At 70.7% G+C, this 23,592-nt stretch carries 25 protein-coding genes and 2 tRNA genes; 16 read left to right on the top strand and 11 right to left on the bottom strand.

The window, feature by feature from the left end:
• The first annotated feature begins 10 nt into the window (after nucleotides 1-10).
• The 3 genes from IFU40_RS07045 (at nucleotide 11) to ligA (ending at nucleotide 4,987) form a co-directional block, all read left to right on the top strand.
• The gene (locus IFU40_RS07045; RefSeq protein WP_191925868.1) at nucleotides 11-1,192 is read left to right on the top strand and encodes a cysteine desulfurase family protein; all 1,182 of its coding nucleotides are present in this window, start codon (nucleotides 11-13) and stop codon (nucleotides 1,190-1,192) included.
• Nucleotides 1,193-1,201: 9 nt separating this feature from the next.
• Nucleotides 1,202-2,299 (top strand): tRNA 2-thiouridine(34) synthase MnmA, encoded by a 1,098-nt coding sequence (mnmA, locus tag IFU40_RS07040; protein ID WP_191925867.1) that lies wholly within the window; start codon nucleotides 1,202-1,204, stop codon nucleotides 2,297-2,299.
• A 141-nt stretch (nucleotides 2,300-2,440) separates the two neighbouring features.
• The gene (gene ligA, locus IFU40_RS07035) at nucleotides 2,441-4,987 is read left to right on the top strand and encodes an NAD-dependent DNA ligase LigA (protein WP_249404103.1); all 2,547 of its coding nucleotides are present in this window, start codon (nucleotides 2,441-2,443) and stop codon (nucleotides 4,985-4,987) included.
• A gap of 222 nt (nucleotides 4,988-5,209) precedes the next feature.
• On the opposite strand, the gene IFU40_RS07030 is transcribed toward ligA, so the two are convergent.
• Nucleotides 5,210-5,623: a hypothetical protein gene (locus tag IFU40_RS07030; RefSeq protein ID WP_070407874.1), complete on the bottom strand. Its 414-nt coding sequence runs from the start codon at nucleotides 5,621-5,623 to the stop codon at nucleotides 5,210-5,212.
• A gap of 120 nt (nucleotides 5,624-5,743) precedes the next feature.
• Complete coding sequence (locus IFU40_RS07025) at nucleotides 5,744-7,423, bottom strand: long-chain-fatty-acid--CoA ligase (RefSeq protein ID WP_191925866.1); 1,680 nt, start codon at nucleotides 7,421-7,423, stop codon at nucleotides 5,744-5,746.
• Between the two features lie 145 nt (nucleotides 7,424-7,568).
• Here IFU40_RS07025 and gatC point away from each other — a divergent pair, with 145 nt between their 5' ends.
• From gatC to IFU40_RS06995, 6 genes are all read left to right on the top strand, one after another.
• Nucleotides 7,569-7,868 carry an Asp-tRNA(Asn)/Glu-tRNA(Gln) amidotransferase subunit GatC gene (gene gatC, locus IFU40_RS07020; RefSeq protein WP_055836752.1) on the top strand — a complete coding sequence of 100 codons (300 nt, stop codon included), beginning with the start codon at nucleotides 7,569-7,571 and terminating at the stop codon, nucleotides 7,866-7,868.
• Nucleotides 7,865-9,385 (top strand): Asp-tRNA(Asn)/Glu-tRNA(Gln) amidotransferase subunit GatA, encoded by a 1,521-nt coding sequence (gene gatA, locus IFU40_RS07015; RefSeq protein WP_191925865.1) that lies wholly within the window; start codon nucleotides 7,865-7,867, stop codon nucleotides 9,383-9,385. The genes gatC and gatA overlap by 4 nt, the downstream gene beginning before the upstream one ends.
• Nucleotides 9,385-10,902, top strand: coding sequence for an Asp-tRNA(Asn)/Glu-tRNA(Gln) amidotransferase subunit GatB (gatB, locus tag IFU40_RS07010; RefSeq protein ID WP_191925864.1), 1,518 nt, complete (start codon nucleotides 9,385-9,387; stop codon nucleotides 10,900-10,902). The genes gatA and gatB overlap by 1 nt, the downstream gene beginning before the upstream one ends.
• Nucleotides 10,903-11,026: 124 nt before the next feature.
• Nucleotides 11,027-12,283 carry a DNA polymerase IV gene (locus IFU40_RS07005; protein WP_191925863.1) on the top strand — a complete coding sequence of 419 codons (1,257 nt, stop codon included), beginning with the start codon at nucleotides 11,027-11,029 and terminating at the stop codon, nucleotides 12,281-12,283.
• A gap of 63 nt (nucleotides 12,284-12,346) precedes the next feature.
• Nucleotides 12,347-12,667, top strand: coding sequence for a hypothetical protein (locus tag IFU40_RS07000; RefSeq protein ID WP_055836765.1), 321 nt, complete (start codon nucleotides 12,347-12,349; stop codon nucleotides 12,665-12,667).
• Entirely contained in the window at nucleotides 12,642-13,235 is a 594-nt protein-coding gene (locus tag IFU40_RS06995) for a hypothetical protein (RefSeq protein ID WP_191925862.1), read from the top strand. The genes IFU40_RS07000 and IFU40_RS06995 overlap by 26 nt, the downstream gene beginning before the upstream one ends.
• A gap of 94 nt (nucleotides 13,236-13,329) precedes the next feature.
• Here IFU40_RS06995 and IFU40_RS06990 read toward each other — a convergent pair whose 3' ends face one another.
• The 6 genes from IFU40_RS06990 to IFU40_RS06965 form a co-directional block, all read right to left on the bottom strand.
• Nucleotides 13,330-13,812 carry a DUF2017 family protein gene (locus IFU40_RS06990; protein ID WP_342030229.1) on the bottom strand — a complete coding sequence of 161 codons (483 nt, stop codon included), beginning with the start codon at nucleotides 13,810-13,812 and terminating at the stop codon, nucleotides 13,330-13,332.
• Nucleotides 13,809-14,117, bottom strand: coding sequence for an ATP-dependent Clp protease adapter ClpS (clpS, locus tag IFU40_RS06985; protein ID WP_055939876.1), 309 nt, complete (start codon nucleotides 14,115-14,117; stop codon nucleotides 13,809-13,811). Before clpS ends, IFU40_RS06990 begins: the two co-directional genes overlap by 4 nt.
• Nucleotides 14,108-14,389 carry a metallopeptidase family protein gene (locus tag IFU40_RS06980; RefSeq protein ID WP_374754289.1) on the bottom strand — a complete coding sequence of 94 codons (282 nt, stop codon included), beginning with the start codon at nucleotides 14,387-14,389 and terminating at the stop codon, nucleotides 14,108-14,110. Before IFU40_RS06980 ends, clpS begins: the two co-directional genes overlap by 10 nt.
• 239 nt (nucleotides 14,390-14,628) lie before the next feature.
• Nucleotides 14,629-14,704 (bottom strand) — tRNA-His (locus IFU40_RS06975).
• Between the two features lie 36 nt (nucleotides 14,705-14,740).
• The gene (gene orn / locus IFU40_RS06970; protein WP_191925861.1) at nucleotides 14,741-15,367 is read right to left on the bottom strand and encodes an oligoribonuclease; all 627 of its coding nucleotides are present in this window, start codon (nucleotides 15,365-15,367) and stop codon (nucleotides 14,741-14,743) included.
• Between the two features lie 35 nt (nucleotides 15,368-15,402).
• Nucleotides 15,403-15,478 (bottom strand) — tRNA-Arg (locus IFU40_RS06965).
• A 101-nt stretch (nucleotides 15,479-15,579) separates the two neighbouring features.
• On the opposite strand from IFU40_RS06965, the gene IFU40_RS06960 reads away from it, so the two are divergent.
• Nucleotides 15,580-15,792 (top strand): hypothetical protein, encoded by a 213-nt coding sequence (locus IFU40_RS06960; RefSeq protein ID WP_055836783.1) that lies wholly within the window; start codon nucleotides 15,580-15,582, stop codon nucleotides 15,790-15,792.
• A 10-nt stretch (nucleotides 15,793-15,802) separates the two neighbouring features.
• On the opposite strand, the gene yczE is transcribed toward IFU40_RS06960, so the two are convergent.
• Nucleotides 15,803-16,411 (bottom strand): membrane protein YczE, encoded by a 609-nt coding sequence (gene yczE, locus IFU40_RS06955; RefSeq protein WP_191925860.1) that lies wholly within the window; start codon nucleotides 16,409-16,411, stop codon nucleotides 15,803-15,805.
• A gap of 61 nt (nucleotides 16,412-16,472) precedes the next feature.
• On the opposite strand from yczE, the gene yczR reads away from it, so the two are divergent.
• The gene (yczR, locus tag IFU40_RS06950; RefSeq protein ID WP_191925859.1) at nucleotides 16,473-17,891 is read left to right on the top strand and encodes a MocR-like transcription factor YczR; all 1,419 of its coding nucleotides are present in this window, start codon (nucleotides 16,473-16,475) and stop codon (nucleotides 17,889-17,891) included.
• Between the two features lie 91 nt (nucleotides 17,892-17,982).
• On the opposite strand, the gene IFU40_RS06945 is transcribed toward yczR, so the two are convergent.
• Nucleotides 17,983-18,240 carry a hypothetical protein gene (locus tag IFU40_RS06945; protein WP_191914978.1) on the bottom strand — a complete coding sequence of 86 codons (258 nt, stop codon included), beginning with the start codon at nucleotides 18,238-18,240 and terminating at the stop codon, nucleotides 17,983-17,985.
• 205 nt (nucleotides 18,241-18,445) lie between these two features.
• Between IFU40_RS06945 and IFU40_RS06940 the strand changes: the two genes are divergently transcribed.
• The 4 genes from IFU40_RS06940 to IFU40_RS06925 all read left to right on the top strand — a co-directional run bounded on the left by IFU40_RS06940 (nucleotide 18,446) and on the right by IFU40_RS06925 (nucleotide 21,980).
• The gene (locus IFU40_RS06940) at nucleotides 18,446-19,000 is read left to right on the top strand and encodes a single-stranded DNA-binding protein (RefSeq protein ID WP_191925858.1); all 555 of its coding nucleotides are present in this window, start codon (nucleotides 18,446-18,448) and stop codon (nucleotides 18,998-19,000) included.
• Nucleotides 19,001-19,067: 67 nt separating this feature from the next.
• The gene (locus tag IFU40_RS06935; protein WP_191925857.1) at nucleotides 19,068-19,580 is read left to right on the top strand and encodes a DUF6993 domain-containing protein; all 513 of its coding nucleotides are present in this window, start codon (nucleotides 19,068-19,070) and stop codon (nucleotides 19,578-19,580) included.
• Between the two features lie 170 nt (nucleotides 19,581-19,750).
• A complete protein-coding gene (gene ettA / locus IFU40_RS06930) occupies nucleotides 19,751-21,430 on the top strand; it encodes an energy-dependent translational throttle protein EttA (RefSeq protein WP_055836803.1) in 1,680 nt (559 codons plus the stop codon).
• A gap of 67 nt (nucleotides 21,431-21,497) precedes the next feature.
• On the top strand, nucleotides 21,498-21,980 hold the full coding sequence (locus IFU40_RS06925; protein WP_055837884.1) for an acyl-CoA thioesterase: 483 nt from the start codon (nucleotides 21,498-21,500) through the stop codon (nucleotides 21,978-21,980).
• Between the two features lie 13 nt (nucleotides 21,981-21,993).
• Here IFU40_RS06925 and IFU40_RS06920 read toward each other — a convergent pair whose 3' ends face one another.
• Nucleotides 21,994-22,863, bottom strand: a complete 870-nt coding sequence (locus IFU40_RS06920) for an acyl-CoA thioesterase (protein ID WP_191925855.1) — start codon at nucleotides 22,861-22,863, stop codon at nucleotides 21,994-21,996.
• Between the two features lie 53 nt (nucleotides 22,864-22,916).
• Here IFU40_RS06920 and IFU40_RS06915 point away from each other — a divergent pair, with 53 nt between their 5' ends.
• A complete protein-coding gene (locus tag IFU40_RS06915) occupies nucleotides 22,917-23,585 on the top strand; it encodes a hypothetical protein (protein WP_055939884.1) in 669 nt (222 codons plus the stop codon).
• Nucleotides 23,586-23,592 lie beyond the last annotated feature (7 nt).

The following is a 23,592-nucleotide window of genomic DNA, read 5'->3' as shown; positions in this document are numbered from 1 at the left end:
GGACAGCACGATGCAGGTCTACCTCGATCACGCAGCGACCACGCCGCTGCGCGCAGAAGCGCGCGATGCCTGGCTCGCCGCACACGATGTGCTGGGCAATCCGTCGTCGATCCACGGGGCCGGCCAGGCGGCGCGTCGCCTGCTCGAAGACGCCCGCGACCAGCTCGCCCTCGTACTGGGGTGCCAGGCCATCGAGATCGTCTTCACCGGCAGCGGCACCGAGGCGGCCAATCTCGCCCTGAAGGGCCTGTGGTGGTCCCGCCCGACCGGGGTCGACGCCCTCGTCCTGCCCGACGGCGAGCATCACGCCACGCTCGACGTCGTGAGCTGGCTCGCCACCCAGGGCGCGCTCGTACGCCCGGTCGGCCTCGACGCCCTCGGTCGGATCGACGCCGACGCGTTCGCCGCGGCGCTCCCGGGAGCCGCCGTCGCCACCGCGCTCGTGGCCAACAACGAAGTCGGGACGGTGCAGAATCCGGCGGCTCTCGCGGAGCTGGCATCCGGAGCCGGGGTTCCCCTGCACCTCGACGCCGTCTCGGCGCTCGGTCAGATCGCGGTCGACTTCGCGGCCTGGCGGGGTGCCGGGACCGCGACCGGGGGACTGGCGGCGATGTCGGTCTCGGCGCACAAGGTCGGCGGCCCCGTCGGGGTGGGGGCCGCGGTGGTGTCGCGGCACGCGAAGCTGACGGCCCTCGTGCACGGGGGCGGGCAGCAGCGGGGGCTGCGCGCCGGAACGCAGGACGTCGCGGGAGCCGCCGCCTTCGCCGCAGCGGCCACGGCAGCCGAGGCCGAGCGCGAGGGCGAGAACGCGCGGCTCGGAGCGCTGCGCGATCGCCTGGTCGACGGCATCCTGAGCTCCGTCCCCGCGGCCCGCCTGCTGGGCGATCCGACCGATCGGCTCGCCGGAAACGCGCACGTGCTGTTCCCGGATGCCGCGGGCGAGACGCTGCTGTTCCTGCTCGACATGGCGGGGATCGCCGTGTCGACGGGATCGGCGTGCCAGGCCGGTGTCGCCGAGCCCTCGCACGTCGTCCTCGCTCTCGGACTCGACGACCGCGCCGCCCGCTCGGTGCTGCGGTTCAGCCTGGGACGCACCTCGACGTCGGCGGACGTCGAGGCGGTGCTCGCCCGTCTTCCCGACGCGTACGCCCGGGCCGTGGCATCCGGCGCCCGTTCAGCCCCGCGTTCGTAGACTGGACCCATGCGAGTTCTGGCGGCGATGAGCGGTGGCGTCGACTCCGCGGTGGCCGCGGCCCGCGCGGTGGAGGCGGGCCACGACGTGGTGGGCGTGCACCTGGCGCTGTCGCGCGCGGGCGGAACGCTGCGCGCCGGCAGTCGCGGATGCTGCACGATCGAAGACGCGATGGACGCCCGCCGCGCCGCCGACAAACTCGGCATGCCCTTCTACGTCTGGGATTTCTCGGAGCGTTTCCGCGACGACGTCATCGACGACTTCGTGTCGGAGTACCGCGCGGGGCGCACTCCCAACCCGTGCATGCGGTGCAACGAGAAGATCAAGTTCGCGGCTCTGCTGGAACGCGCTCTCGAGCTCGGCTTCGACGCCGTGTGCACCGGGCACTATGCCACGCTCATCGACACGCCCGACGGGCGGGAGCTGCACCGTGCGTCCGACAACGCCAAGGACCAGTCGTACGTGCTGGGCGTGCTGACGGCGGAGCAGTTGGCCCACACCTACTTCCCGCTGGGGTCGACCCCGTCGAAGGCCCTGGTGCGCGCCGAGGCGGCCGAGCGCGGATTGACGGTGGCACAGAAGCCCGACAGCCACGACATCTGCTTCATCCCCGACGGCGACACGCGCGGCTGGCTCGCCGACAAGGTCGGGGCCGAGCGCGGCGAGATCCTCGACCGCTCGGGCGCCGTCGTCGGCACGCACGAGGGGGCGCACGCCTTCACCGTCGGTCAGCGACGGGGCCTGTCGCTCGGCGTTCCCGCCGCCGACGGAAAGCCGCGCTTCGTGCTCGAGGTGCGCCCGATCAACAACACCGTCGTGGTGGGGCCGAAAGAGGCCCTCGCGTGCGCCGAGATCGCGGGGGAGCGCTTCACCTGGGCCGGCCGCGCGCCCGCCGACGACCGCTTCGATTGCCACGTGCAGATCCGCGCGCACGCCGACCCGGTGCCCGCTTGCGCTTCTCTGGTGGACGGTGTGCTGACGGTACGGCCCGATGCGCCCTTCGACGGCGTCGCCCCGGGCCAGACGGCTGTGCTTTACGACGGCACGCGCGTGATGGGCCAGTTCACGATCGACCGGACGGTGTCGGCGGTACCGGTCGGCGCCTGACCTTCTTGCGCGGGCGTGGGGCGTCCGCCGGCGGTGATGGGCGGAGGGTGTGGGGTCTGGGGAGGGCGGATGCCGTGGCATCCCTCCTCCGCTCGTCCCTGGCCCTCCGCTCATCACGGCAGTGAGGCAACCCCGACGGCGATGTCGGGACCCCTCCCTAAGCTGGAGGACGTGACCGAGCACGACCAGCTTCCCGACCTTTCTCTCGACGACGCGCGCGTCGAGGCGGCCGACCTGACGCAGCGCATCGTCGACGCGCGCGAGGCGTACTACGGCCGGGACGCCGAGCTCGTCGACGACGCCACCTACGACGGATGGATGCAAAGGCTCGAGGCCATCGAGCGACTGCACCCCGAGCTGCAGGGGCAGGACAGCCCCACGCAGTCGGTGGGCGCCGCCGAGGCCACCGACCTCGCGACCATCGAGCACGCCGAGCGCATGCTGAGCCTCGACAACGTCTTCTCTCCCGACGAGCTGCGCGACTGGGCGGTGAAGACCGAGGCGGCGGCGGGTCGAGCGGTGCACTGGCTCAGCGAGCTCAAGATCGACGGCCTCGCCCTCAACCTCCGCTATGAGCACGGCGTTCTCACCTCGGCGGCCACCCGGGGCGACGGGCGCGTCGGTGAGATCGTGACCGACAACGCGCTCCGTCTCGCCGGCGTTCCGCGACAGCTGTCCGGCGAGGGGCATCCCGCCCTCGTCGAGGTGCGCGGCGAGGTGTTCATCCCCGTCGCGAAGTTCGAGAACCTCAACAGACTGCAGGGCGAGTACCGAGAGCGCGCGGTGGCCGAGTCCCGCGAGCGCGCCGCCGGTCGACGCGGCAGCCGGGCCTTCGACGAAGAGAAGGCCGAGCAGGCGGCCGCGCGACGGTTTCCCGCCTTCGCCAATCCGCGCAACGCGGCCAGCGGCGGACTGCGCCAGCAGATCGAGAAGAAGACCGGCCTCGAGCTCGAGGCCGGCCTCGCCCGCATCGACTCCCTCTCCCTTTACGTCCATGGCCTCGGCGCGTGGCCCGATCCGCCGGTCGCCGCCCAGAGCGAGATCTACGACCTGTTGGCGTCGTGGGGACTCCCCACGTCGCCGTACAGCCGGGTCGAATCGTCGATCGACGGCGTTCTGTCGTTCGTCACGCACTACGGCGAGCACCGCCACGACGTGGAGCACGAGATCGACGGCGTCGTGGTCAAGGTCGACGAGCTGGCGCTGCACGACGAGCTCGGCGCCACGAGCCGCGCTCCGCGCTGGGCCATCGCCTACAAGTACCCGCCGGAGCAGGTCAATACGAAGCTCATCGACATCGTCGTCTCGGTCGGGCGTACCGGGCGGGCCACGCCCTTCGCCGTGATGGAGCCGGCGAAGGTCGCCGGCAGCGTGGTGCGCCAGGCCACTCTCCACAATCAAGACGTGGTCAAGGTCAAGGGCGTGCTCATCGGCGACACCGTCGTGCTGCGCAAGGCGGGCGACGTCATCCCCGAGGTCCTCGGCCCGGTGGTCGAACTGCGCGACGGCACGGAACGCGCGTTCGTCATGCCCGCCGACTGTCCCGAGTGCGGCACCGCGCTGCGCCCCGCGAAAGAGGGCGACATCGACCTGCGGTGTCCGAACGCCCGCTCCTGCCCCGCGCAGGTGCGCGGGCGTGTCGAGCACATCGGCTCCCGCGGCGCGCTCGACATCGAGGCGCTCGGCGAAGTGACCGCCGCGGCGCTCACCCAGCCCGAGGTCCCCGACCGCCCACCCCTCGACACCGAGGCGGGGCTGTTCGATCTCACGATCGAGCAGCTCGTTCCCATCGAGGTCGTCGTGCGCGACTCCGAGACGGGCGAGCGCAAGGTCGACCCCGACACCGGAGACCTCGTGCGTCGCGCGCCGTTCCAGAAGCTCGGCCCGGCGACGTATCCGCCGGGGACCGAGGATCTCGATCCCGCCGAGCGCCGACGCCGCGGCATCCGCAAGGATCACCGCGAGGTGCGTCCGTCGGAGCAGGCGCTGAAACTGGTGGCCGAACTCGAGAAGGCCAAGACGAAAGACCTGTACCGCCTGCTCGTCTCCTTGAACATCCGCCATGTCGGACCGGTGGCCGCTCGCGCGCTCGCGCAGTGGTTCGGATCGCTGGATGCCATCCGCGCGGCCTCGCGAGAAGAGCTCGCCGCCGTCGAGGGCGTCGGGGGCATCATCGCCGACGCGGTCATCGACTGGTTCGAGGTCGACTGGCACCGCGAGATCGTCGAACGATGGACGGCCGCGGGCGTGCGCTTCGCCATCCCCGGCCACCCGGGGCCAGGCGCCGCAGCAGCCGCCGGTGGTGTGCTCGCGGGGCTCACGGTCGTGGCGACCGGGTCTCTCGAGGGGTACTCCCGCGAGGGGGCGCAGGAGGCCATCCTCGCTGCCGGGGGCAAGGCCGCATCGAGCGTGTCGAAGAAGACGGACTTCGTGGCGGCCGGCCCGGGAGCCGGGTCAAAGCTGGCGAAGGCCGAAGAGCTCGGTCTGCGCATTCTCGACGCCGCACAGTTCCGCGTGCTGGTCGAGCAAGGGCCCGCGGCTCTCGACGGCGAGGACGGCGGCAACGCGGATGCGACTGCCGACGCGACCGCTGACGTCACCGCAGACGGCGACGCGAGGGCTGTCGGCGACGTAGACGAAGCGACCCCCGACACGCCGAGCTCCGACACGCCGACCTCGGACGACTGAGCAGCCCCGGACACCCGCAGACGCCCCCCGGAGCGCAGACACCGCAGGCCGTTCGCGTGCGCGCGCATCCGTGGGGTCGCAACGACGGCCTGACCGCACCTACCGTGGGCGATGCCCGAGGTCCGCGCCGCGGCGAGGCGGCGGTCCCGGATCGGCCCCTCCCTCCCGCACGGAGGGGCGGAGCCGAAACCGGCCCCGCCCCTCAGCGCGCGTATTACGACGTCAGCCGGCGCAGACCGCCGCGGCGTCGGTGAAGCTCTGCTGCAGCGTCTGCACCTGCTCGCCCAAGCCGTCGACGCCGCTCGGGTCGGCGACCACGCCCTCGAGGAAGGCGACGTAGTCGTTCAGCGCACCGCTCGCCTGAGCGGCGGCGGGGGCGACCTCGGTGTTCGTGATCGACGAGAAGGCGTCGTCGACGTTCGTCGCGAGGCTCTTGAAACTCGTCATCGCGGCCTCGGGGTCGGACGAGCTCATCGACGAGCCCGCCTTGCTGACCTCTTCGAACTGCGTCTTGACGATGTCGCACGCGTCGGCCTTGGACTGATCGGACGCCGGAGCGCCGCCTCCCGAACAGCCGGCCAGCAGCAGCAAAGCCGACGCCGCCAGCGCGGCGAGCGGAGTGCGCTTGATGATCATGTGATCCCCCTCTGTCTCCCCGAGCGGATCGCTCCGGGTGGGGCTCACGATATCGAGGGCACGACGAGGGGCGCCATCTTGTGCCCGGGACTTGCTTCGGAGCCGCGCGGGGCCTCTCGTTCAGCCGCCGAGCAGCTGATCGCGCACCTGCCGGCGCAACACCTTGCCGATCAGCGAGCGGGGCAGCTCGTCGACGACCACGAGACGCTTGGGCACCTTGTACGGGGTCAGGATGCCGCGCGCGAACGCCCGCACCGCCTCGGCGTCGAAGTCACCCGGGGTGGTCGGCACGACGGCGGCGACGACGTCTTCACCCGAGTGCTCGCTCGGCACCCCGACCACGGCCACATCGGCGACGGACGGGTGCTGACGCAGCACGTTCTCGACCTCGGTCGGTGCGACGTTGAAGCCGCCGGTGATGATGAGCTCCTTGATGCGGTCCACGATGCGCACGAACCCGTCGTCGTCGATCGTCACGATGTCGCCCGTGCGGAACCAGCCGTCGACGAACACCGACTCGGTCTCTTCGGGTTTGCCGTAGTAGCCCGAGAACACCTGGGGACCGCGGACGAGCAGCTCGCCGCGTTCGACGTCGGTGCGGGGGTCGTCGGGGTCGACGACGCGGCACTCGGTGCCCGGCAGGGGGAGCCCCACGGTCCCGGCGACCCGGTTGTCGGCCACGGGGTTCGCCATGAGCACGGGGGAGCACTCACTGAGTCCGTATCCCTCGACGAGGTAGCCGCCGGTGGCCTTCTCGAACGGCACGACGAGGTCGTGGGGCAGTGCCATCGCCCCCGAGATCGCGACGTCCGTCCCGGCCAGCGAGATTCCCCGGGCCTCGGCGGCGGCGAGCAGTCGTTCGGCGATCGGCGGAACGAGGGGCAGGAACGTCGCGGGGTGCTTCTTCGTCACGGCGAGCACGAGGTCGGGGTCGAACTTCGGGAAGAGCACGAGCCGCGCGCCCATCGACATCGCGAAGGTGAGGCACAGGGTCAACCCGTAGGCGTGGAACATCGGCAGCACCGCGTAGACGACGCACCCCTCGCCGCGGACGATCTGCGGAACCCAGGCGCGGGCCTGGGCGGCGTTCGCGAGCAGGTTGGCGTGCGTGAGCATGGCGCCCTTGGGGGTGCCCGTGGTTCCGCTGGTGTACTGGATGATCGCGAGATCCTCGGCGCTCGGTCGGGGGTGCGACTCGGGCAGCGGCGCGTGACGGACGAGCTCGGTCCAGGGGGTGGCATCCCGCGTCTTCTCGGTGAGCGCAGCGCGGGACTCGCGGGCCTTCGCGATCGGCAGTCGGAGCGCGAGACGCGTGAGCCGAGGCATCGCCAGGGTGACGTCGACCGACACCAGTGTGCTCACCCGCAGGTCGGCGGGGAACTCCTGCACCGTGCGCACGACCTTGCTCCAGACGATGGCGTGCTTCGCGCCGTGGTCTTCGAACTGCTTGCGCAGCTCGCGCGGGGTGTAGAGCGGGTTGTGTTCGACGACCACCGCTCCGAGCCGCAGCACCGCGTAGAACGCCACGATGTGCTGGGGGCAGTTCGGCAGCACGATCGCGACGGGGTCTCCGGCGCGTACGCCGTGGGCCGCCAGAGCGGCTGCGGCCCGCGAGATCTGCGCCGACATGTCGGCGTAGGTCGTCTCGCGTCCGAAGAACTGCAGCGCCGGGGCGTCCGGGTAGTCGCGCGTCGAGGCGTCGACGATGTCGACGAGCGAGCCGGTCTGGGCTCCGACGTTCTCGGGGACGCCGTCGGCGTAGCTGCGGGTCCAGGGACGGGGCGGGTCGAAGCGCGTCACGCGGCCAGCCTACGGCGAGGGGCGAGCGCCGTACCGTCGCAACCGGCCCGGCGTTCCGCACAGCGGGGATACGCGCGGCATGTCACCGGTCTCCGCTCGTCCATCGCGGCCCGGCGCGCGGCGCCGCGCGAACTAGACTCGACGGGTGTCTGAAATCACTCCTGATCTCGTGCGCCATCTCGGTGTGCTCGCTCGGATCCAGTTGAGCGACGAAGAGGTCCACAGCCTCACCGGCCAGCTGGATGCCATCGTCGACAACATCGCGAAGGTGTCCGAGGTCGCAACGCCCGACGTCGTCGCCACGAGCCACCCGATCCCGCTCGAGAACGTGTTCCGCCCGGATGTCGTTCAGCAACCGCTCACGCGCGAGCAGGTGCTGCAGAACGCACCCGACCAGGCCGACGGCCGATTCCGCGTGACCGCCATCCTGGGGGAGGAACAGTGACCGACCTGACCCGCCTGAGCGCCGCCGACCTGGCCGCCGCTCTCGCCCGCAAAGAGGTGTCGAGCGTCGAGGCGACGCAAGCGCACCTCGACCGCATCGCCGCCGTCGACGGCGACGTGCATGCGTTCCTGCACGTTAGCGACCACGCCCTCGAGGTGGCGGCCGACATCGATCGCCGCCGCGCCGCGGGCGAGCAGCTCCACGAGCTCGCCGGTGTGCCCCTCGCGGTGAAGGACGTTCTCGTCACGACCGACATGCCCTCGACCAGCGGATCCAAGATCCTCGAGGGCTACATGTCGCCCTACGACGCCACCGTCGTCGCGCGCTCGCGCGCCGCAGGCCTCGTGCCCCTCGGCAAGACGAACATGGACGAGTTCGCCATGGGTTCGTCCACCGAGTTCTCGGCCTACGGTCCCACGCGCAACCCCTGGGACCTCGACCGCATCCCGGGCGGCTCCGGCGGTGGCTCCGCCGCCGCCGTGGCGGCGTTCGAAGCGCCGCTGGCCCTCGGTTCCGACACCGGGGGGTCGATCCGTCAGCCCGCTCACGTGACCGGCACGGTGGGCGTCAAGCCCACGTACGGCGGAGTCAGCCGATACGGCGCCATCGCCCTGGCATCCAGCCTCGATCAGGTGGGGCCGGTGACCCGCACCGTCCTCGACGCCGGGCTGCTGCACGACGTCATCGGCGGACACGACGCGAACGACTCGACGTCGCTCTCCGACGCGTGGCCCTCGTTCGCCGCGGCCGCCCGAGAGGGCGCCACCGGTCAGGTGCTCAAGGGACTCAAGATCGGCGTCATCCGCGAACTCGACGACCAGGGTTTCCAGAAGGGTGTCTCCGACTCGTTCCGCGCCTCGCTCACCGCGATGCAGGAGCAGGGTGCCGAGATCGTCGAGATCAGCGCCCCGCACTTCGAGTACGGTGTCGCCGCGTACTACCTGATCCTCCCCGCCGAGGCGTCGAGCAACCTCGCCAAGTTCGACTCGGTGCGTTTCGGCATGCGGGTGAACCCCCAGGGCCCCGCCACGGTCGAGAACGTCATGGCCGCCACGCGCGACGCCGGTTTCGGTCCCGAGGTCAAGCGCCGCATCATCCTCGGCACCTACGCGCTGTCGGCGGGCTACTACGACGCCTACTACGGCAGCGCCCAGAAGGTGCGCACGCTCATCCAGCAGGACTTCGACGCCGCCTTCGCCGAGGTCGACGTCATCGCGACGCCGTCGGCGCCGACCACGGCATTCCGCCTCGGCGAGAAGATCGACGACCCGCTGCAGATGTACCTCAACGACATCACCACGATCCCCGCCAACCTGGCCGGTGTCCCCGGCATCTCGGTGCCGAGCGGCCTCGCCGCCGAAGACGGCCTGCCCGTCGGCATCCAGTTCCTCGCTCCCGCCCGCGAAGACGCGCGTCTGTACCGCGTCGGCGCGGCGCTCGAGGCGCTGCTGGTCGACCAGTGGGGCGGACTGCTGCTGGACAAGGCCCCCTCTCTCACGAACGGAGCGTCGAGCTGATGGCGAAAGATGCGCTGATGGACTTCGACGAGGCGCTCGAGCGATTCGAGCCCGTCCTCGGTTTCGAGGTGCACGTCGAGCTGAACACCGCGACCAAGATGTTCTCGTCCGCGCCGAACCCGGCGAACGAGGCCCACCACGGCGCCGCGCCGAACACCCTGGTCGCGCCCGTCGACATGGGACTGCCGGGTGCGCTCCCGGTCGTGAACGCCGAGGCGATCCGCTCCTCGATCAGCCTGGGGCTCGCCCTCGGCTGCTCGATCGCGCCGTCGAGCCGCTTCGCGCGGAAGAACTACTTCTACCCCGACCTCGGCAAGAACTACCAGATCTCGCAGTACGACGAGCCGATCGCCTTCGAGGGCTCGGTCGAGGTCGAGCTGGCCGACGGAACGCTCGTCACGATTCCGATCGAACGCGCCCACATGGAAGAAGACGCCGGCAAGCTCACCCACATGGGTGGCGCGACCGGTCGCATCCAGGGCGCGGAGTACTCGCTGGTCGACTACAACCGCGCGGGTGTCCCGCTGGTCGAGATCGTCACCAAGCCGATCATCGGCGCCGAGCACTCGGCTCCCGACCTGGCGAAGGCGTACGTGGCCACGATCCGCGACATCGTGCGCGGTCTCGGCATCTCCGAGGCCAAGCTCGAGCGCGGCAACCTTCGGTGCGATGCGAACGTGTCGCTGCGTCCCCGCGGGCAAGAGAAGCTGGGCACGCGCACCGAGACGAAGAACGTCAACTCGATGCGTTCGGTCGAGCGCGCCGTGCGGTACGAGATCCAGCGCCAGGCCGCGATCCTGGCCCAGGGCGGCACGATCACGCAAGAGACGCGCCACTGGCACGAGGACACCGGTCGCACCTCTCCCGGGCGCCCGAAGTCGGATGCCGACGACTACCGCTACTTCCCCGAGCCCGACCTGCTGCCCGTCGTACCGGCTCCCGAGCTGATCGAGGAGCTGCGCGCGGCCCTTCCTGAGCCGCCGGCGGCCCGTCGCCGTCGTCTGAAGTCCGAGTGGGGCTTCACCGACCTCGAGTTCCAGGACGTCGCCAACGGTGGCCTGCTCGACGCCGTCGCCGAGACGATCGCCGCCGGTGCCACCCCCGCGACCGCGCGCAAGTGGTGGACGGGTGAGATCACCCGCGTCGCCAATGCGCAGGAGCGCGACGCCGCCGACCTCGTGTCGGCCGCGCACGTGGCCGCCCTGCAGCAGCTGGTCGAGGCGGGCACACTCACCGACAAGCTCGCCCGTCAGGTGCTCGAGGGCGTCATCGCGGGCGAGGGCACCCCGCAAGAGGTCGTCGACGCCCGCGGCCTGGCCGTGGTCTCCGACGACGGAGCGCTCATCGCGGCGATCGACGACGCCCTCGCGGCTCAGCCCGATGTGCTGGCGAAGATCCGCGACGGCAAGGTGCAGGCCGCAGGCGCCGTCATCGGCGCGGTCATGAAGGCGATGAAGGGCCAGGCCGACGCCGCGCGCGTGCGCGAGCTCGTGCTGGAGCGCGCCGCCGCCCAGTAGAACGCCCCGGATGCCACGGCACCGCCGCCCCGCGAGGGGCCGGTGCCGTGGCATCCGTCGTTTCCCGTCGGAGTCGACGCCTCCACTCCGCCCGATGTCGGAGGTCGGGGGGAGAATGGATGCCATGGGACGAGGCGACGGCACCGGGAGGCTCGTCTCGCGTCCCGACGCCGACGACACCGGCGCGGGCATCCTGCACGTCGACATGGACGCGTTCTTCGCGTCGGTCGCCGTGCTCGACGATCCCTCGCTCGCGGGCAAGCCCCTGATCATCGGCGGCTCCGAGGGCCGCGGCGTCGTGTCGAGCGCGTCGTACGAGGCGCGTCGGTACGGGGTCAAGTCGGCCATGCCCGTGGCGATCGCTCTGCGGCTCTGCCCGACGGCGATCGTCGTCAACCCGCCGTATCAGCGCTACACCGAGATGTCGCGGCAGGTCATGGCGATCTTCCATGACGTGACCCCGCTCGTCGAACCCCTGTCGATCGACGAAGCCTTCCTCGACGTGCGCGGAGCGCGCCGGCTGTGGGGGAGTCCCGCCACCATCGCCCGCGATCTGCGAGCCCGGGTCAAGGCCGAGACCGGGTTGACGTGCAGCATCGGTGTCGCGGCCACCAAGCACGTCGCCAAGATGGCGTCCACCATCTCGAAACCCGATGGGCTGCTCGTCGTCTCGGCCGCCGACACCGAGGCGTTCCTTCGGCCGCGCTCGGTGCGCGCCCTGTGGGGCGTGGGCCCGAAGGCGGCCGAGGCGTTGGAGTCCCGGGGGATCCGCCTGGTGTCCGACATCCTCGACACTCCGCGGCACGCGCTCGACCAGGTGCTGGGCGCGGCCATGGGCGAGCGCATCTGGCACCTGTCGCGCGGGGTCGACGCGCGCGAGGTGCACACGGGTCGCGCCGAGAAGAGCGTGGGGCACGAAGAGACGTTCCACACCGACATCTCCGACACGCGCACCCTGCACGTCGAGTTCCGTCGACTCGCCGACCGCGTCGGGGCCCGCTTGCGCGCGCAGCAGTACGAGGCGTTGACGATTGCGATCAAGGTGCGTTTCTCGGACTTCACCACGCTCAGCCGTTCGCGCACGCTCGCCGAGCCCACCTCGGTCGGCCAGCGCATCGGCGACGCCGCGATCGAGCTGTTCGATTCCATCGACCGCCGCCAGGCGGTGCGTCTGGTGGGCGTGCGGGGCGAGAAGCTCAAGCCCGCGGCCATGGCGGCGACGCTCTGGGACGACGATGCCGAGTGGCGTCGCATCGAGGGAGCGCTCGACGGGGCCACGGCGCGCTTCGGGCGCGGTGCGGTGACCCGGGGGTCGCTCCTCGGGCCCACGCGCGGCGGGGGCGCTCTGCCCACCAACCCCCGGCCGTCATACGACCACTGACACGCCGTCGGCATCGACGCAACGCCCTTGGGTCGCGGATCCCCGGGCCGGTACGGTGGGCTCATGCCCAACATCGCTCTGGAACTCGGCCAGCAGTCCACCCACTTCGGCGTCACCTCCGCCTACGGCGAGCAGCAGGACGTCGACGGCGTGCGCATCGTTCCCGTCGCCCTGGTGTGGGCCGGGTACGGCGGCGGCTCCGACGAGCAGGGCAACGGCGGCGGCGGCGGCGGTGGCTACACCCTGCCTCTCGGTGCCTACATCCGCCGCGGCGACGACCTGCGGTTCGACCCGAACCTGGTGTCGCTGCTTGCCGTCGGCATCCCGTTCGTGTGGGTCGCCGGTCGCGCGCTCAGCCGTGTCATCCGCGCCCTCAAGAAGTAGCGCAGACCCGGTCGACGACGCCCTCGCCGCGGCGACGGCCTGCGTCGTGGCGCGCGTCAGCGCCCTCGGCGTGGCGAATCCGGTGGTCGTCGTCGACGGCCGCAGCGGCGCGGGCAAGAGTTCTCTCGCGCGTCGGCTCGTCGCCGCGTGGCCGGGTCGCGGTCGGGTGCAGCTCGTGGCCCTCGACGATCTCTATCCCGGCTGGGGCGGGCTCGCCGCGGGGGCGGAGTACGCCCGCGAGACCGTGTTGTCACCGCACGCGCGGGGCATGGTGGGCGTCTGGCAGCGGTGGGATTGGCGGAGCGACGCGCGCGCCGAGGCGCACGCCGTCGACCCGTCTCTTCCTCTCGTCGTCGAGGGCGCCGGGGTGCTCACTCCGGAGTCGGCGCGCCTGGCCGATGTCGCGGTGTGGGTCGACGCGCCATCGTCCTCCCGCAAGCACCGCGCGCTGGACCGCGACGGCGACACCTACCGGCCGCACTGGGACGGCTGGGCGGCGCAAGAGGAGCAGCACCTCGTTGCGCACGATCCGGTGTCGTTGGCCTCGGTGGTCGTGCGGGTGCCGTAACGCGCCGGCGAGTCCGGCGCCGGGTCGGCACGACATGCAGAACGCCCCGTGACCGCCCGCGCGCCAGGGGCACGGCATCCGGAACTCTCCGCGTTCAGCGCCGATCGAGAGCGGTGACGAGGCCGTCGAGACGGTAGCCGATCCAGTCGTAGATGCCGAAGCGCGGATCGTCGGGCTGGTGGTCGTCTTCGCTCTGGATGCCGAGACGCGTGGCCAGTACGAGCCGCACGGCCGAGAGGGTGCGCATCCACGCGAGAGCCTCGGTCTCACCGAGTGCGACCGAGATCGTGGCATCCGGATCATCGTCGGCGTCGAGGTCGCCGCCGTCCATGCCCAACGTCCGCAGCACGATCGCGGCGTCGTCGGCCCGCCGTCCGAGCAGGTCGTCGCCCGTGAGGCGGCGGAACTCGCGCGTGGCGTCGTCGTCGTCGGGATAGGCGTCGGGCAGCAGTCGTGCCACGGCGGGGTCGTCGTCGCGTCGACTGTCGGCGATCACGTCGCGGAACTGACCCACGATGCCGGCCAGGTGGAGGGCTTCGAGACCACTGATCTCGAGCACCACGATCTGCTCGCTCACGCGGGCTCCTTCCGCACGGTGGCCCAGAGTCCGAAGTCGTGCATCGCGTGCGTGTGGGCTTCCATGACTTCGCGGGGACCGCGCGCCACGACGGCGTGCCCGTCGTGGTGGACGGCGAGCATGAGTCGCTCGGCCGTGGCGGTGTCGAAGCCGAAGTAGGTGCGAAAGACGTGGCGCACGTAGCTCATGAGGTTGACGGGGTCGTTCCACACGACCGTCTGCCACGACGACGGCGGCTGCGCGCGCAGGTCGGTCTCGTCCACGACGTCGAGGTCGGGTGTCGCGAGCCCGGCCATCATGCCCATCCCAGCTCGTGCAGACGCTCGTCGTCGATGCCGTAGAAGTGCGCGATCTCGTGCACGAGCGTGGTGTGGATCTCGTCGCGCAACTCGCCCTCGTCGTCGCACGCGGCGAGGTGGGGTTCGCGGTACAGGATGATCCTGTCGGGCAGTTCGCCGACGCCGTAGCGCTCGCGCTCGGTCAGTGCCCACCCGTCGTACAGGCCCAGCAGATCGAGGGAGCCGTCTTCGGGGCGGTCTTCGACGACGAACACCACGTTGTCGAGCCCGTCGACCATGTCGTCGGGCAGGCGGTCGAGTTCATCGACGACCAGGCGTTCGAACGCTTCGGCGTCGAGGTCGAGGGCCGCGCGCGTGTCGGCGTCGTCGTTCACGGCGGGCCTCCCGGGGTCGCAAGCCGATCGATGGATGCCGAGCCGGCGACGCCGGCGGACATAGACGATTCTACGGGCGCTGCGCCCGGGAGTCCGGGACCACGAAAGCCCGGCGAGAGGACTCGACCGGGCTTTCGTGGGTGTGGGGTGGCTAACGGGACTTGAACCCGCGACCCCCGCGACCACAACGCGGTGCTCTACCGACTGAGCTATAGCCACCATGTGTCCGCCGCAGCAGACAACTGAACGATTATGTCATAGGTCCAGCGCGAACGACGACACGGCCGAGGCCGAGATGACCTTCGCCTCTTCGCTGGTGGGACCCGGCTGCGGCACGAAGACCGCGGCGCGGTAGTAGGCGAGTTCGCGGATCGATTCACGGATGTCGGCGAGGGCGCGGTGCCCACCGTGCTTCGCGGGCGCCTGGAAATACGCTCGCGGGTACCAGCGGCGCGACAGCTCTTTGATGCTCGACACGTCGACGTTGCGATAGTGCAGCCAGCGGTCGACGCGCGGCATGTACTTGGCGAGGAACATGCGGTCGGTGCCGATGGTGTTGCCCGCCAGCGGGGCCTTGCCCTCGACGGGCGCGAACCGCTGGATGTACTCGAGCGCCTGGAACTCCGCGTCGGCGAGGCTGACCCCGTGGGGGATCTCGTCGAGCAGTCCCGACGAGCGATGCATGTCGGTGACGAACTCGCCCATGTTGTCCAACGCGGAGTCATCGGGCTTGATCACGATCTGGAAGCCGGGGTCGAGCACGTTGAGCTCGAAATCGGTCACGACGACGGCGATCTCGACGAGCTCGTCGACCGCGAGGTCGAGTCCCGTCATCTCGCAGTCGATCCAGACGAGACGGTCGTTCTCGGAGGCATTCACCATCCCCTCAGTCTAGTGAGGGGCTCCGACACGGCATCTGGTCCCCCAGACACGATTCGAACGTGTGACCGGCGGATTAGAAGGCCGCTGCTCTATCCACTGAGCTACTGGGGGTCCGCTCCAGGATATCCGTCGGGCCGTTCCGTCGACACCAGCCCCTGGCGCGGCCCGGCACGCGAGCGTAATCTGCCGCCATCGAGAGCGAAGGAGCACTCATGTCTGAGACCATCACGCACCGCCGTCTCTGGGTCGCGTACGGCCCCTCCGGGGTCGTCGGCAAGATCCAGAAGGATGCCGAGGGCTACGCCGTCCACATGGCGGGCAAGGACGAGCGGCTGGGGGTCTATCCGTCGATGGAGATCGCCAAGAACGCGCTGCATTCGCACCTGAAGCCCGGTAGCGATCGCCCCGAGTTCCGGGAGCACTGAGCGTTCGAGGTCACACCCGGACCGGGCGGCGCGCGCGTCGCGACGGTTCGGGCGTGGCCAGGAGCGGAAGCGCGACGTGGACCAGGGGTCCGATACCGAGGGCGAACACGACGGTGCCGATCCCCACCGTTCCGCCCAGCATCCACCCCAGAACGAGCACGCTGCCCTCGACCCCGAGGCGGCAGGCCCAGATGGGCCATCCGAACCGCGCGTGCACGCCCGTCATGAGGCCGTCGCGCGGACCGGGGCCGAAGCGCGCGCCGATATACAGACCGGATGCCACGGCCACCAGGACGACGCCCGCCACGAGCATCGCCGCCTGGACCCAGAACACGTCGGGGTGGGGGAGGACACCGAGTGCCACCTGCATGCTCGTCCCCACGAGAAGGATGTTCGCGACGGTACCCACGCCCGGCTTCTGGCGGAGGGGGATCCAGAGCAGCAGGACCCCCAGGCCCACGATGTTGGTGATCCATCCGATGCCGATCCCGGACACCCGCGAGATGCCCTGCGCGAAGACCGTCCACGGGTCGACGCCGAGGCCCGCGGCGACGGTGAACGCGCAGCCCACGCCATAGAGCGCGAGTCCGACGATGAGACGGGTGATGCGGGAGAACATGAAGGAATCCAATCACGTGATTGGCTTGGTCGAATAAGGCCAATACGGATACCGTGGCCCCATGGATTCCCGCATCTCCGCCCGCGCTCTGGCTGAAGCACTCGGGGGGTGGCGGGGGACCGGCCCGGCGTACGAGGCGCTGGCCGACGGCGTCAGACTGCTCTGCCTCGACAACCGCCTCGCGCCCTCGACCGCGCTGCCCGCCGAACGCGAACTCGCGACGGCGCTGTCGCTGAGCCGCACGACGGTCGCCGCCGCGTATCGCAGCCTGCGGGACACCGGCCATATCGAGAGCCTTCGCGGCAGCGGGAGCGTCACCCTTCCCGTGGGGCGCAACGATCCCGGACGCTACGAGGCCGACGACACGATCATCGACCTGCAGCAGGCCAGCCCGGCGGCGTGGCCGGGGCTTCCGGCCGTCGTCTCGGAAGTGGCCCAAGACGCCCCCGCGCTGGTCGCCCGGATCGGCTACGACGTGGTCGGCGATCCGACGCTGCGCTCGGCGATCGCCGAACGCTATGTGCGGCGCGGTCTGCCGACGGACCCCGATCAAATCCTCGTCACGACCGGTGCGCAGAGCGCGATCCACCTGATCGCGTCGATCCTGCTGACGCGCGCCGACCGAGTGATGATCGAGACGCCGACCTATCCGCACGCCGCGGACGCCTTCCGCCGTGTCGGCGCGCGCCTGGTCGGCGTTCCCGTCGACCCCGAGCGCGGCTGGGACCTGGAGCGGGCGGCACAGACCTTCGCGCGTGCCCTGCCGACCCTGGCGTACCTCATGCCCGACTTCCACAACCCCACCGGCCGCACCATGACCTCGCTCGAGGCGGCGACCTTCGTCGAGGGCGCCCGTCGGGTGGGGAGCGTGCTGGTGCTCGATGAGACGACGGCGGAACTCGACATCGATCGGCGCGAGACGGCCGCGCCGTTCCCGGACGACGACCGGATCATTCGTGTGGCGTCGCTCGGCAAGACCGTGTGGGGCGGGCTCCGCGTCGGATGGATCCGCGCCGCGCCCGACATCATCCGACGGCTCGCCGCCGGTCGCCCGGTGCACGACCTGGGCACACCCGAGTTCGAGCAGGCCATCGCGGCGCGTCTCGTTCCCCGGCTGGACGAGATCTCGGTGCAGCGCGGCGACCTGTTGCGCGCCGGACGGGACAGCCTGGTCGCGGCGCTTCGCCGAACCTTCCCCGAGTGGGAGGTGCCGGAACCTTCCGGTGGCGTCTCGCTGTGGGTGGGCATCGGGCACCCGCTCAGCACCCCGCTTGTGATGAACGCGCGGGCGCGCGGGCTGGCTTTGTCGGCGGGTTCGCGCTTCGCGGTCGAAGGAGGCCACGATCGCCGGCTGCGGCTGCCCTTCACCGCGGCGCCCCCGACCCTCGAGCGCGCGGTCGACATTCTGCGGACCGCCTGGGACGACGTGCGCGGCGGCGGCTCGGTCGCAACGCGCGACGAGCTCTCGACGGTGGTCTGACGTCGGTCGAGCTGCGTCGGCGCGCGGAGCGCGGTCGCGCGGCTGAGCCGGGGGAGTGCAGGGCGAGTGGCTGAGCCCGCGGGGCACCGGGTCAGCGGCTGTACCGCAGGCACTCGAAGGCCTCGGACGACGACCAGAACGCGCCGAGCTCACGAAAGCGTCCCGACGCGGCATGGAAGCGCTCGGCGGTGTACCGCCAGCCCCCCTCGGCCGCGATCGCGCGAATGTGACCCACCACGAGGCCGCGTGGGTCGGCGACGCGCCACAGACCCGCGGCGACATGGGTCGCTGCGCCCCACCCGGCCGGACGCGGTGCCGGGGCGAGGTCGTTCCAGAGTGCGGTGCTCATGCGGACACGGTAGAACCAACCTCCGACATCGCCGCGGACGGGGAATCTCACCCTTCCTCCCCACGACAGGGATTGCTCGATCCCTCCCCGGATGTGCGGTTCGCGCCCGCGCGGACCAGGCGGGTGCGGTCATTCTGGCGGGGCTCCGGCATCCGTCGGGCACACGGATGCCGGAGCGCACCACACACACCGAGAGGACTTCATCATGAGCGACCACATCACCCTGGTGGGCAACATCGTCGGCGATCTCGAGCAGCGCTCGACGCGCGGAGGCGGGACCGTCGCGGCCTTCCGTCTCGCCGTCGGCGAGCGACGTCTCGATCGGGAACGCGGCGAATGGGTCGACGGGCACACCAGCTTCTATGCCGTGTCCGTCTTCGGCGAGTTGGGGGCGCACGCGCTGCGGTCGTTCCAGAAAGGGGAGCGCATCATCCTCAACGGTCGCCTGCGGCTGCGGGAATGGGAGACCGAGAGCAAACGCGGCGTCAGCGCCGACGTCACCGCCGAGGCGATCGGCCACGATCTGCGGTGGGGGATCTCGCGATTCGAACGCACGCCGCGGCCGGAGTCGTCGAATGCTCCCGCGGGCCCCGCGGTCGTGGCGGCGGCATCGGCCGGACGAACGGCGGCGGCGGCCCACAGCGACGCCGACGGATGGGCACTTCCGGGAGGGGAGTCGCCCGAGGCGGCGACACGCGACGAGACCGAGTCCGGCGCTGCCGCCGACTCGTCGGCCGAGCCCGTCGACGTGCCCTTCTGAGACGGTCGGCGCGGGGGCGGAGGCCGTCGAGGCCGCGGTCGCGGGCCGCGTCCGTAGGATTGACCGCGTGTCCCGCTCCCACGGTCGTCCCCTCGCCGCTCTGACCCTTCTGGCCGTGCTGTCGCTGGCCGGCTGTACGGGCGGCCAGTCGCCGACGACGCCCGAGGGGTCCGCGACGCCTGCGGCCATCGCCACCGAGGGGACGACGCCCTCCGACGCCGGTGCCGCGACGAGCGCTCCGGCGCCCGTGGCACTCGTGCCGAACGGAACCGCCGCCGAGAACCTCCCGTTCTTCACGCAGGTCGTCGGTGCGGTCTGGTCCGGACCCGATCAGGTCGCCGGTCGGGCCTACATCGACGCCCTCGCCGCAGCCGGGTTCGACAAGGGGTCGATGCAGGTCACGGCCGACCAGACCATGATCGGCAACCCCGCCGAGAGCATCGAGTTCTCGGTGCGCCTCGGTGACGACTGCCTGGTCGGACAGGTCGGTCCCTCGATCGGCAACCCCGTGTCGACGGTGCTTCCCGGGTTGTCGGCCGGGGGCTGTCTGATCGGGCAGACGCGCACGATCGACTGGTGAGCCATCGCGCCCGATCCGGGCGCAGCCCTTGGCTGCGCGTGCCCTCCCTCGGCGCCGGCGGTCCGACCTCCCCGCGCGACGCGGACCTCAAGCGACGAGCGTCCACCGATCGGCAGCAGCGGACCCTGGGCGTCGGCGCGGAGGCTCTGCGCCCCTAGACTGGAGAGGTTATGGCGGAATACATCTACTCCATGGTCCGCGCCCGTAAGTCTGTGGGCGACAAGCTGATTCTCGACGACGTCACGATGTCGTTCCTCCCGGGTGCCAAGATCGGCATGGTCGGGCCGAACGGTGCGGGAAAGTCGACGATCCTGAAGATCATGGCCGGTCTCGACGTCCCGTCCAACGGCGAGGCGCGGCTGAGCCCGGGCTTCACCGTCGGCATCCTCATGCAGGAGCCGGAGCTCGACGACAGCAAGACCGTGCTCGAGAACATCCAGGACGGCGTGGCGATCAAGCCCAAGCTCGATCGGTTCAACGAGATCTCCGCCCTCATGGCCGATCCCGACGCCGACTTCGACGCCCTTCTCTCCGAGATGGGCACGCTGCAGGAAGAGATCGACGCGGCCGACGGGTGGGACCTCGACTCCCAGCTGGCCCAGGCGATGGACGCCCTGCGCACCCCGCCCGCCGATGCGTCGGTGGTGCCGCTCTCCGGTGGTGAGCGCCGCCGCGTCGCGCTCGCGAAGCTTCTGCTGCAGAAGCCCGACCTGCTCCTGCTCGACGAGCCCACGAACCACCTCGACGCCGAGAGCGTGCTCTGGCTCGAGCAGCACCTGAAGGCCTACAAGGGCGCCGTCATCGCGATCACTCACGACCGGTACTTCCTCGACAACGTCGCGGAGTGGATCGCCGAGGTCGACCGCGGTCACCTGTACCCCTACGAGGGCAACTACTCGACCTACCTCGAGAAGAAGGGCCAGCGCCTCGAAGTCCAGGGCAAGAAGGACGCCAAGCTCGCCAAGCGCCTCAAAGAGGAGCTGGAGTGGGTGCGCTCCAACGCCAAGGGTCGCCAGGTCAAGTCCAAGGCTCGACTCGCCCGCTACGAAGAGATGGCAGCCGAGGCCGAGCGCACGCGCAAGTTGGACTTCGACGAGATCCAGATCCCCGCGGGTCCGCGTCTGGGCGGCATCGTCATCGATGCGAAGAAGCTCGAGAAGAGCTTCGGCGACCGCTCGCTGATCAGCAACCTCAGCTTCAACCTTCCCCCCAACGGCATCGTCGGTGTCATCGGGCCCAATGGTGTGGGTAAGACCACGCTGTTCAAGACGATCGTCGGTCTCGAGCCGCTCGACGGCGGCACGCTGAAGATCGGCGAGACCGTCAAGATCAGCTACGTCGACCAGTCCCGCGCGAACATCGACCCCGAGAAGACCCTGTGGGAGGTCGTGTCCGACGGACTCGACATCATCACGGTCGGCAAGACCGAGATCCCCTCCCGCGCGTACGTGTCGAAGTTCGGCTTCAAGGGACCCGACCAGCAGAAGAAGGCCGGCGTGCTCTCCGGTGGTGAGCGCAATCGCCTCAACCTGGCGATGACGCTCAAAGAGGGCGGCAACCTGCTGCTGCTCGATGAGCCCACCAACGACCTCGACGTCGAGACACTGAGCTCGCTCGAGAACGCGCTGTTGGAGTTCCCCGGCTGCGCCGTGGTCATCACTCACGACCGGTGGTTCCTCGACCGCATCGCGACGCACATCCTCGCCTACGAGGGCACCGAAGAGCACCCCGACCAGTGGCACTGGTTCGAGGGCAACTTCGAGGCCTATGAGCAGAACAAGATCGAGCGCTTCGGTGCCGACGCCGCCAACCCGTCGCGGTCGTCGTACCGCAAGCTCACGCGTGACTGACGCGGCCGCCGCGTCGGCGGGCGCGGCATCCCCCGACGAGGGTCCGGTCGCGGCCGGACCCTCGCGGGTGCACGTCCCCATCCACCTGCGGTGGGGCGACCTCGATGCGCTCGGGCACGTGAACAACACCGCGATGCTGAAACTGCTCGAAGAGGCGCGCCTGCGGGCCTTCTGGTACAGCGACGGCGACGAAGAGCCCCTGCCGACCGCGGTGTTCGACATGGACGTCCTCGCCAGCGGCGGGGAACGCGCAACCCTCATCGCGCGGCAGGAGATCGAGTACTTCCGACCGACGCCGTACACCCAGCGCCCCTTGGACGTGCGGATGTGGATCGGCGCGATGGGCGGCTCGAGCGCCGACATCTGCTTCGAGGTCTACAGTCCGGTCGGCGATCCCGAGCGCGTGCTCTACGCGCGCGCCACGGCCGTCGTCGTGCTCGTCGACACCTCGACCGGTCGCCCGATCCGATGGACCGATGCGGAGCGCGCGGCATGGGCGCCCTACACGGGCGATCCGATCGAGTACCGGCGGCGAGCCGCCCGCGCCTGAGCCTTCGGCGCCGTCAGTCGTTCGGCACCCGCACCATGACCTCCTGGGCCACGCTCGCGACCAGCACGCCGTCGCGCGAGTAGATGCGCCCGGTCGACAGGCCTCGGCCGCCGCGGGCGTTGGGGGACTCCTGCACGTACAGCAGCCAGTCGTCGACGCGACCCGGACGGTGCCACCACATGGCGTGGTCGAGGCTCGCGACCTTCAGGTTCGGGACGTTCCACGCGACGCCGTGCGCACGCATGATGGACTCCTGGATCGTGAGGTCGCTGAGATACGCCAGCGCCGCGCGGTGCACCGCCGGGTCGTCTGGCAGTGCGCGGCGTGTGCGCATCCACACGGCCTGTCGCGGAACTCGCGGCCCCTCCACCGAGGTGTAGATCGGCGACGGGACGTGCAGCACGTCGACCGGTCGCTCCGAGAATATCCGGCGGCTGAGCGGGTGGAGTCCCTCGACGTCGAACGGCGCGAGGTCTTCGGGCTGAGGGATGCCATCGGGCATCGGTTCGGCGTGCTCCAGGCCCGGGTGCTCGTCCTGGAACGAGGCGATCATCGAGAAGATCGGGACGCCGGCCTGGTAGGCCTGCGTGCGCCGGGTCGAGAACGAGCGTCCGTCGTGGATGCGGTCGACCGAGAAGGTGATGCCGTCGGCCGGGTCGCCCGGACGGAGGAAGTACCCGTGCATCGAGTGCACCGCGCGTTCGGGCGGGAGCGTGCGCGACGCGGCCACGACCGACTGGGCCAGCACCTGGCCGCCGTACACCCGCCCGAACGGCATGGGCTGCGAGACACCGGTGAAGATGTCCTCGGTGGTGCGGGCGCCGGCGTCGCGCAGGTCGAGCACCGCGAGGAGCGACGCCACGGGATCGAGGGCATCGGTCATGGCGACTCGCTTTCCGGCGCAGCGAGCCCGCGCCGCTTGATAGTTTAGGGCGGGTGTCCGCGCGCCTGTTGTTCCCCGACCCCCAGGCGGCAGCCGACCTGCTGACCTTCGCCTCCCGCACGATCCGTCTGGGTGACGGCACCGTGCGCTTGCGTGCCGACGGGGGAGTGCTCGTCGCCACCGCCGCCCCCCTCGCCCCCCGCGGGTTGCTCGACGCCACCCCGACGGTGCTGGGCCTGCGTGTTTCGGCGATCGATCCCGAGCTCGAGTGCGACCTCGTGGTCGACGCCTCCGCGCTGCTCCCGGCCCCCGACGACGCCTCAGCGGTCGTCCTTCCCGAGACCGCCACCTCGCCCGCGTGGGCGGGGATCTCGCCCCCGCGCAGCGGATGGGAGCAGAAGGATGCCATCGACGCCGCCGTTCTGGCATCCCGAGCCCAGTACGGGGTCGCCGCCGTCGCCGACGCGCTCCCCGCCGATGCCGGTGAGGACATCGTGCGGGTGATCCGCGCGCAGGTGTGGGGTCAGCCCGACGACGCCCTCGGGGGTCTGCCGCTCGGTACTGCCTTCGCCGCCTTCGCGCTGGGCTTCATCGCCGGCAGCGAGATGGCGCCCGTCCGCACGAGCGGCCCGTGGACGCGCGTGAGCCTCACTCGCGGTCACGTGCTCGTTCGAGGCCCCGTGCGCTCGGGGCTGACCGCCGTGCGCGCGACCGGGAGCTGATCCAGCC

Origin of the sequence: Microbacterium sp. CFBP 13617 (genome assembly GCF_014839445.1) — a bacterium.
Taxonomy (GTDB): domain Bacteria; phylum Actinomycetota; class Actinomycetes; order Actinomycetales; family Microbacteriaceae; genus Microbacterium.
This window is presented reverse-complemented; position numbering and strand designations above follow the sequence as displayed.

Coding starts and splice junctions, on each gene's coding strand:
- IFU40_RS07005 (WP_191925863.1), top strand. CDS start 11,027: ATGGGACGAGGCGACGGCACCGGGAGGCTCGTCTCGCGTCCCGACGCC.
- mnmA (WP_191925867.1), top strand. CDS start 1,202: ATGCGAGTTCTGGCGGCGATGAGCGGTGGCGTCGACTCCGCGGTGGCC.
- gatB (WP_191925864.1), top strand. CDS start 9,385: ATGGCGAAAGATGCGCTGATGGACTTCGACGAGGCGCTCGAGCGATTC.
- IFU40_RS07045 (WP_191925868.1), top strand. CDS start 11: ATGCAGGTCTACCTCGATCACGCAGCGACCACGCCGCTGCGCGCAGAA.
- yczR (WP_191925859.1), top strand. CDS start 16,473: ATGGATTCCCGCATCTCCGCCCGCGCTCTGGCTGAAGCACTCGGGGGG.
- IFU40_RS06920 (WP_191925855.1), bottom strand. CDS start 22,863: ATGACCGATGCCCTCGATCCCGTGGCGTCGCTCCTCGCGGTGCTCGAC.
- IFU40_RS06980 (WP_374754289.1), bottom strand. CDS start 14,389: ATGGTCGACGGGCTCGACAACGTGGTGTTCGTCGTCGAAGACCGCCCC.
- orn (WP_191925861.1), bottom strand. CDS start 15,367: ATGGTGAATGCCTCCGAGAACGACCGTCTCGTCTGGATCGACTGCGAG.
- IFU40_RS07000 (WP_055836765.1), top strand. CDS start 12,347: ATGCCCAACATCGCTCTGGAACTCGGCCAGCAGTCCACCCACTTCGGC.
- ligA (WP_249404103.1), top strand. CDS start 2,441: ATGTCGGGACCCCTCCCTAAGCTGGAGGACGTGACCGAGCACGACCAG.
- IFU40_RS07030 (WP_070407874.1), bottom strand. CDS start 5,623: ATGATCATCAAGCGCACTCCGCTCGCCGCGCTGGCGGCGTCGGCTTTG.
- yczE (WP_191925860.1), bottom strand. CDS start 16,411: ATGTTCTCCCGCATCACCCGTCTCATCGTCGGACTCGCGCTCTATGGC.
- ettA (WP_055836803.1), top strand. CDS start 19,751: ATGGCGGAATACATCTACTCCATGGTCCGCGCCCGTAAGTCTGTGGGC.
- IFU40_RS06940 (WP_191925858.1), top strand. CDS start 18,446: ATGAGCGACCACATCACCCTGGTGGGCAACATCGTCGGCGATCTCGAG.
- IFU40_RS06945 (WP_191914978.1), bottom strand. CDS start 18,240: ATGAGCACCGCACTCTGGAACGACCTCGCCCCGGCACCGCGTCCGGCC.
- clpS (WP_055939876.1), bottom strand. CDS start 14,117: ATGGGCATGATGGCCGGGCTCGCGACACCCGACCTCGACGTCGTGGAC.
- IFU40_RS06960 (WP_055836783.1), top strand. CDS start 15,580: ATGTCTGAGACCATCACGCACCGCCGTCTCTGGGTCGCGTACGGCCCC.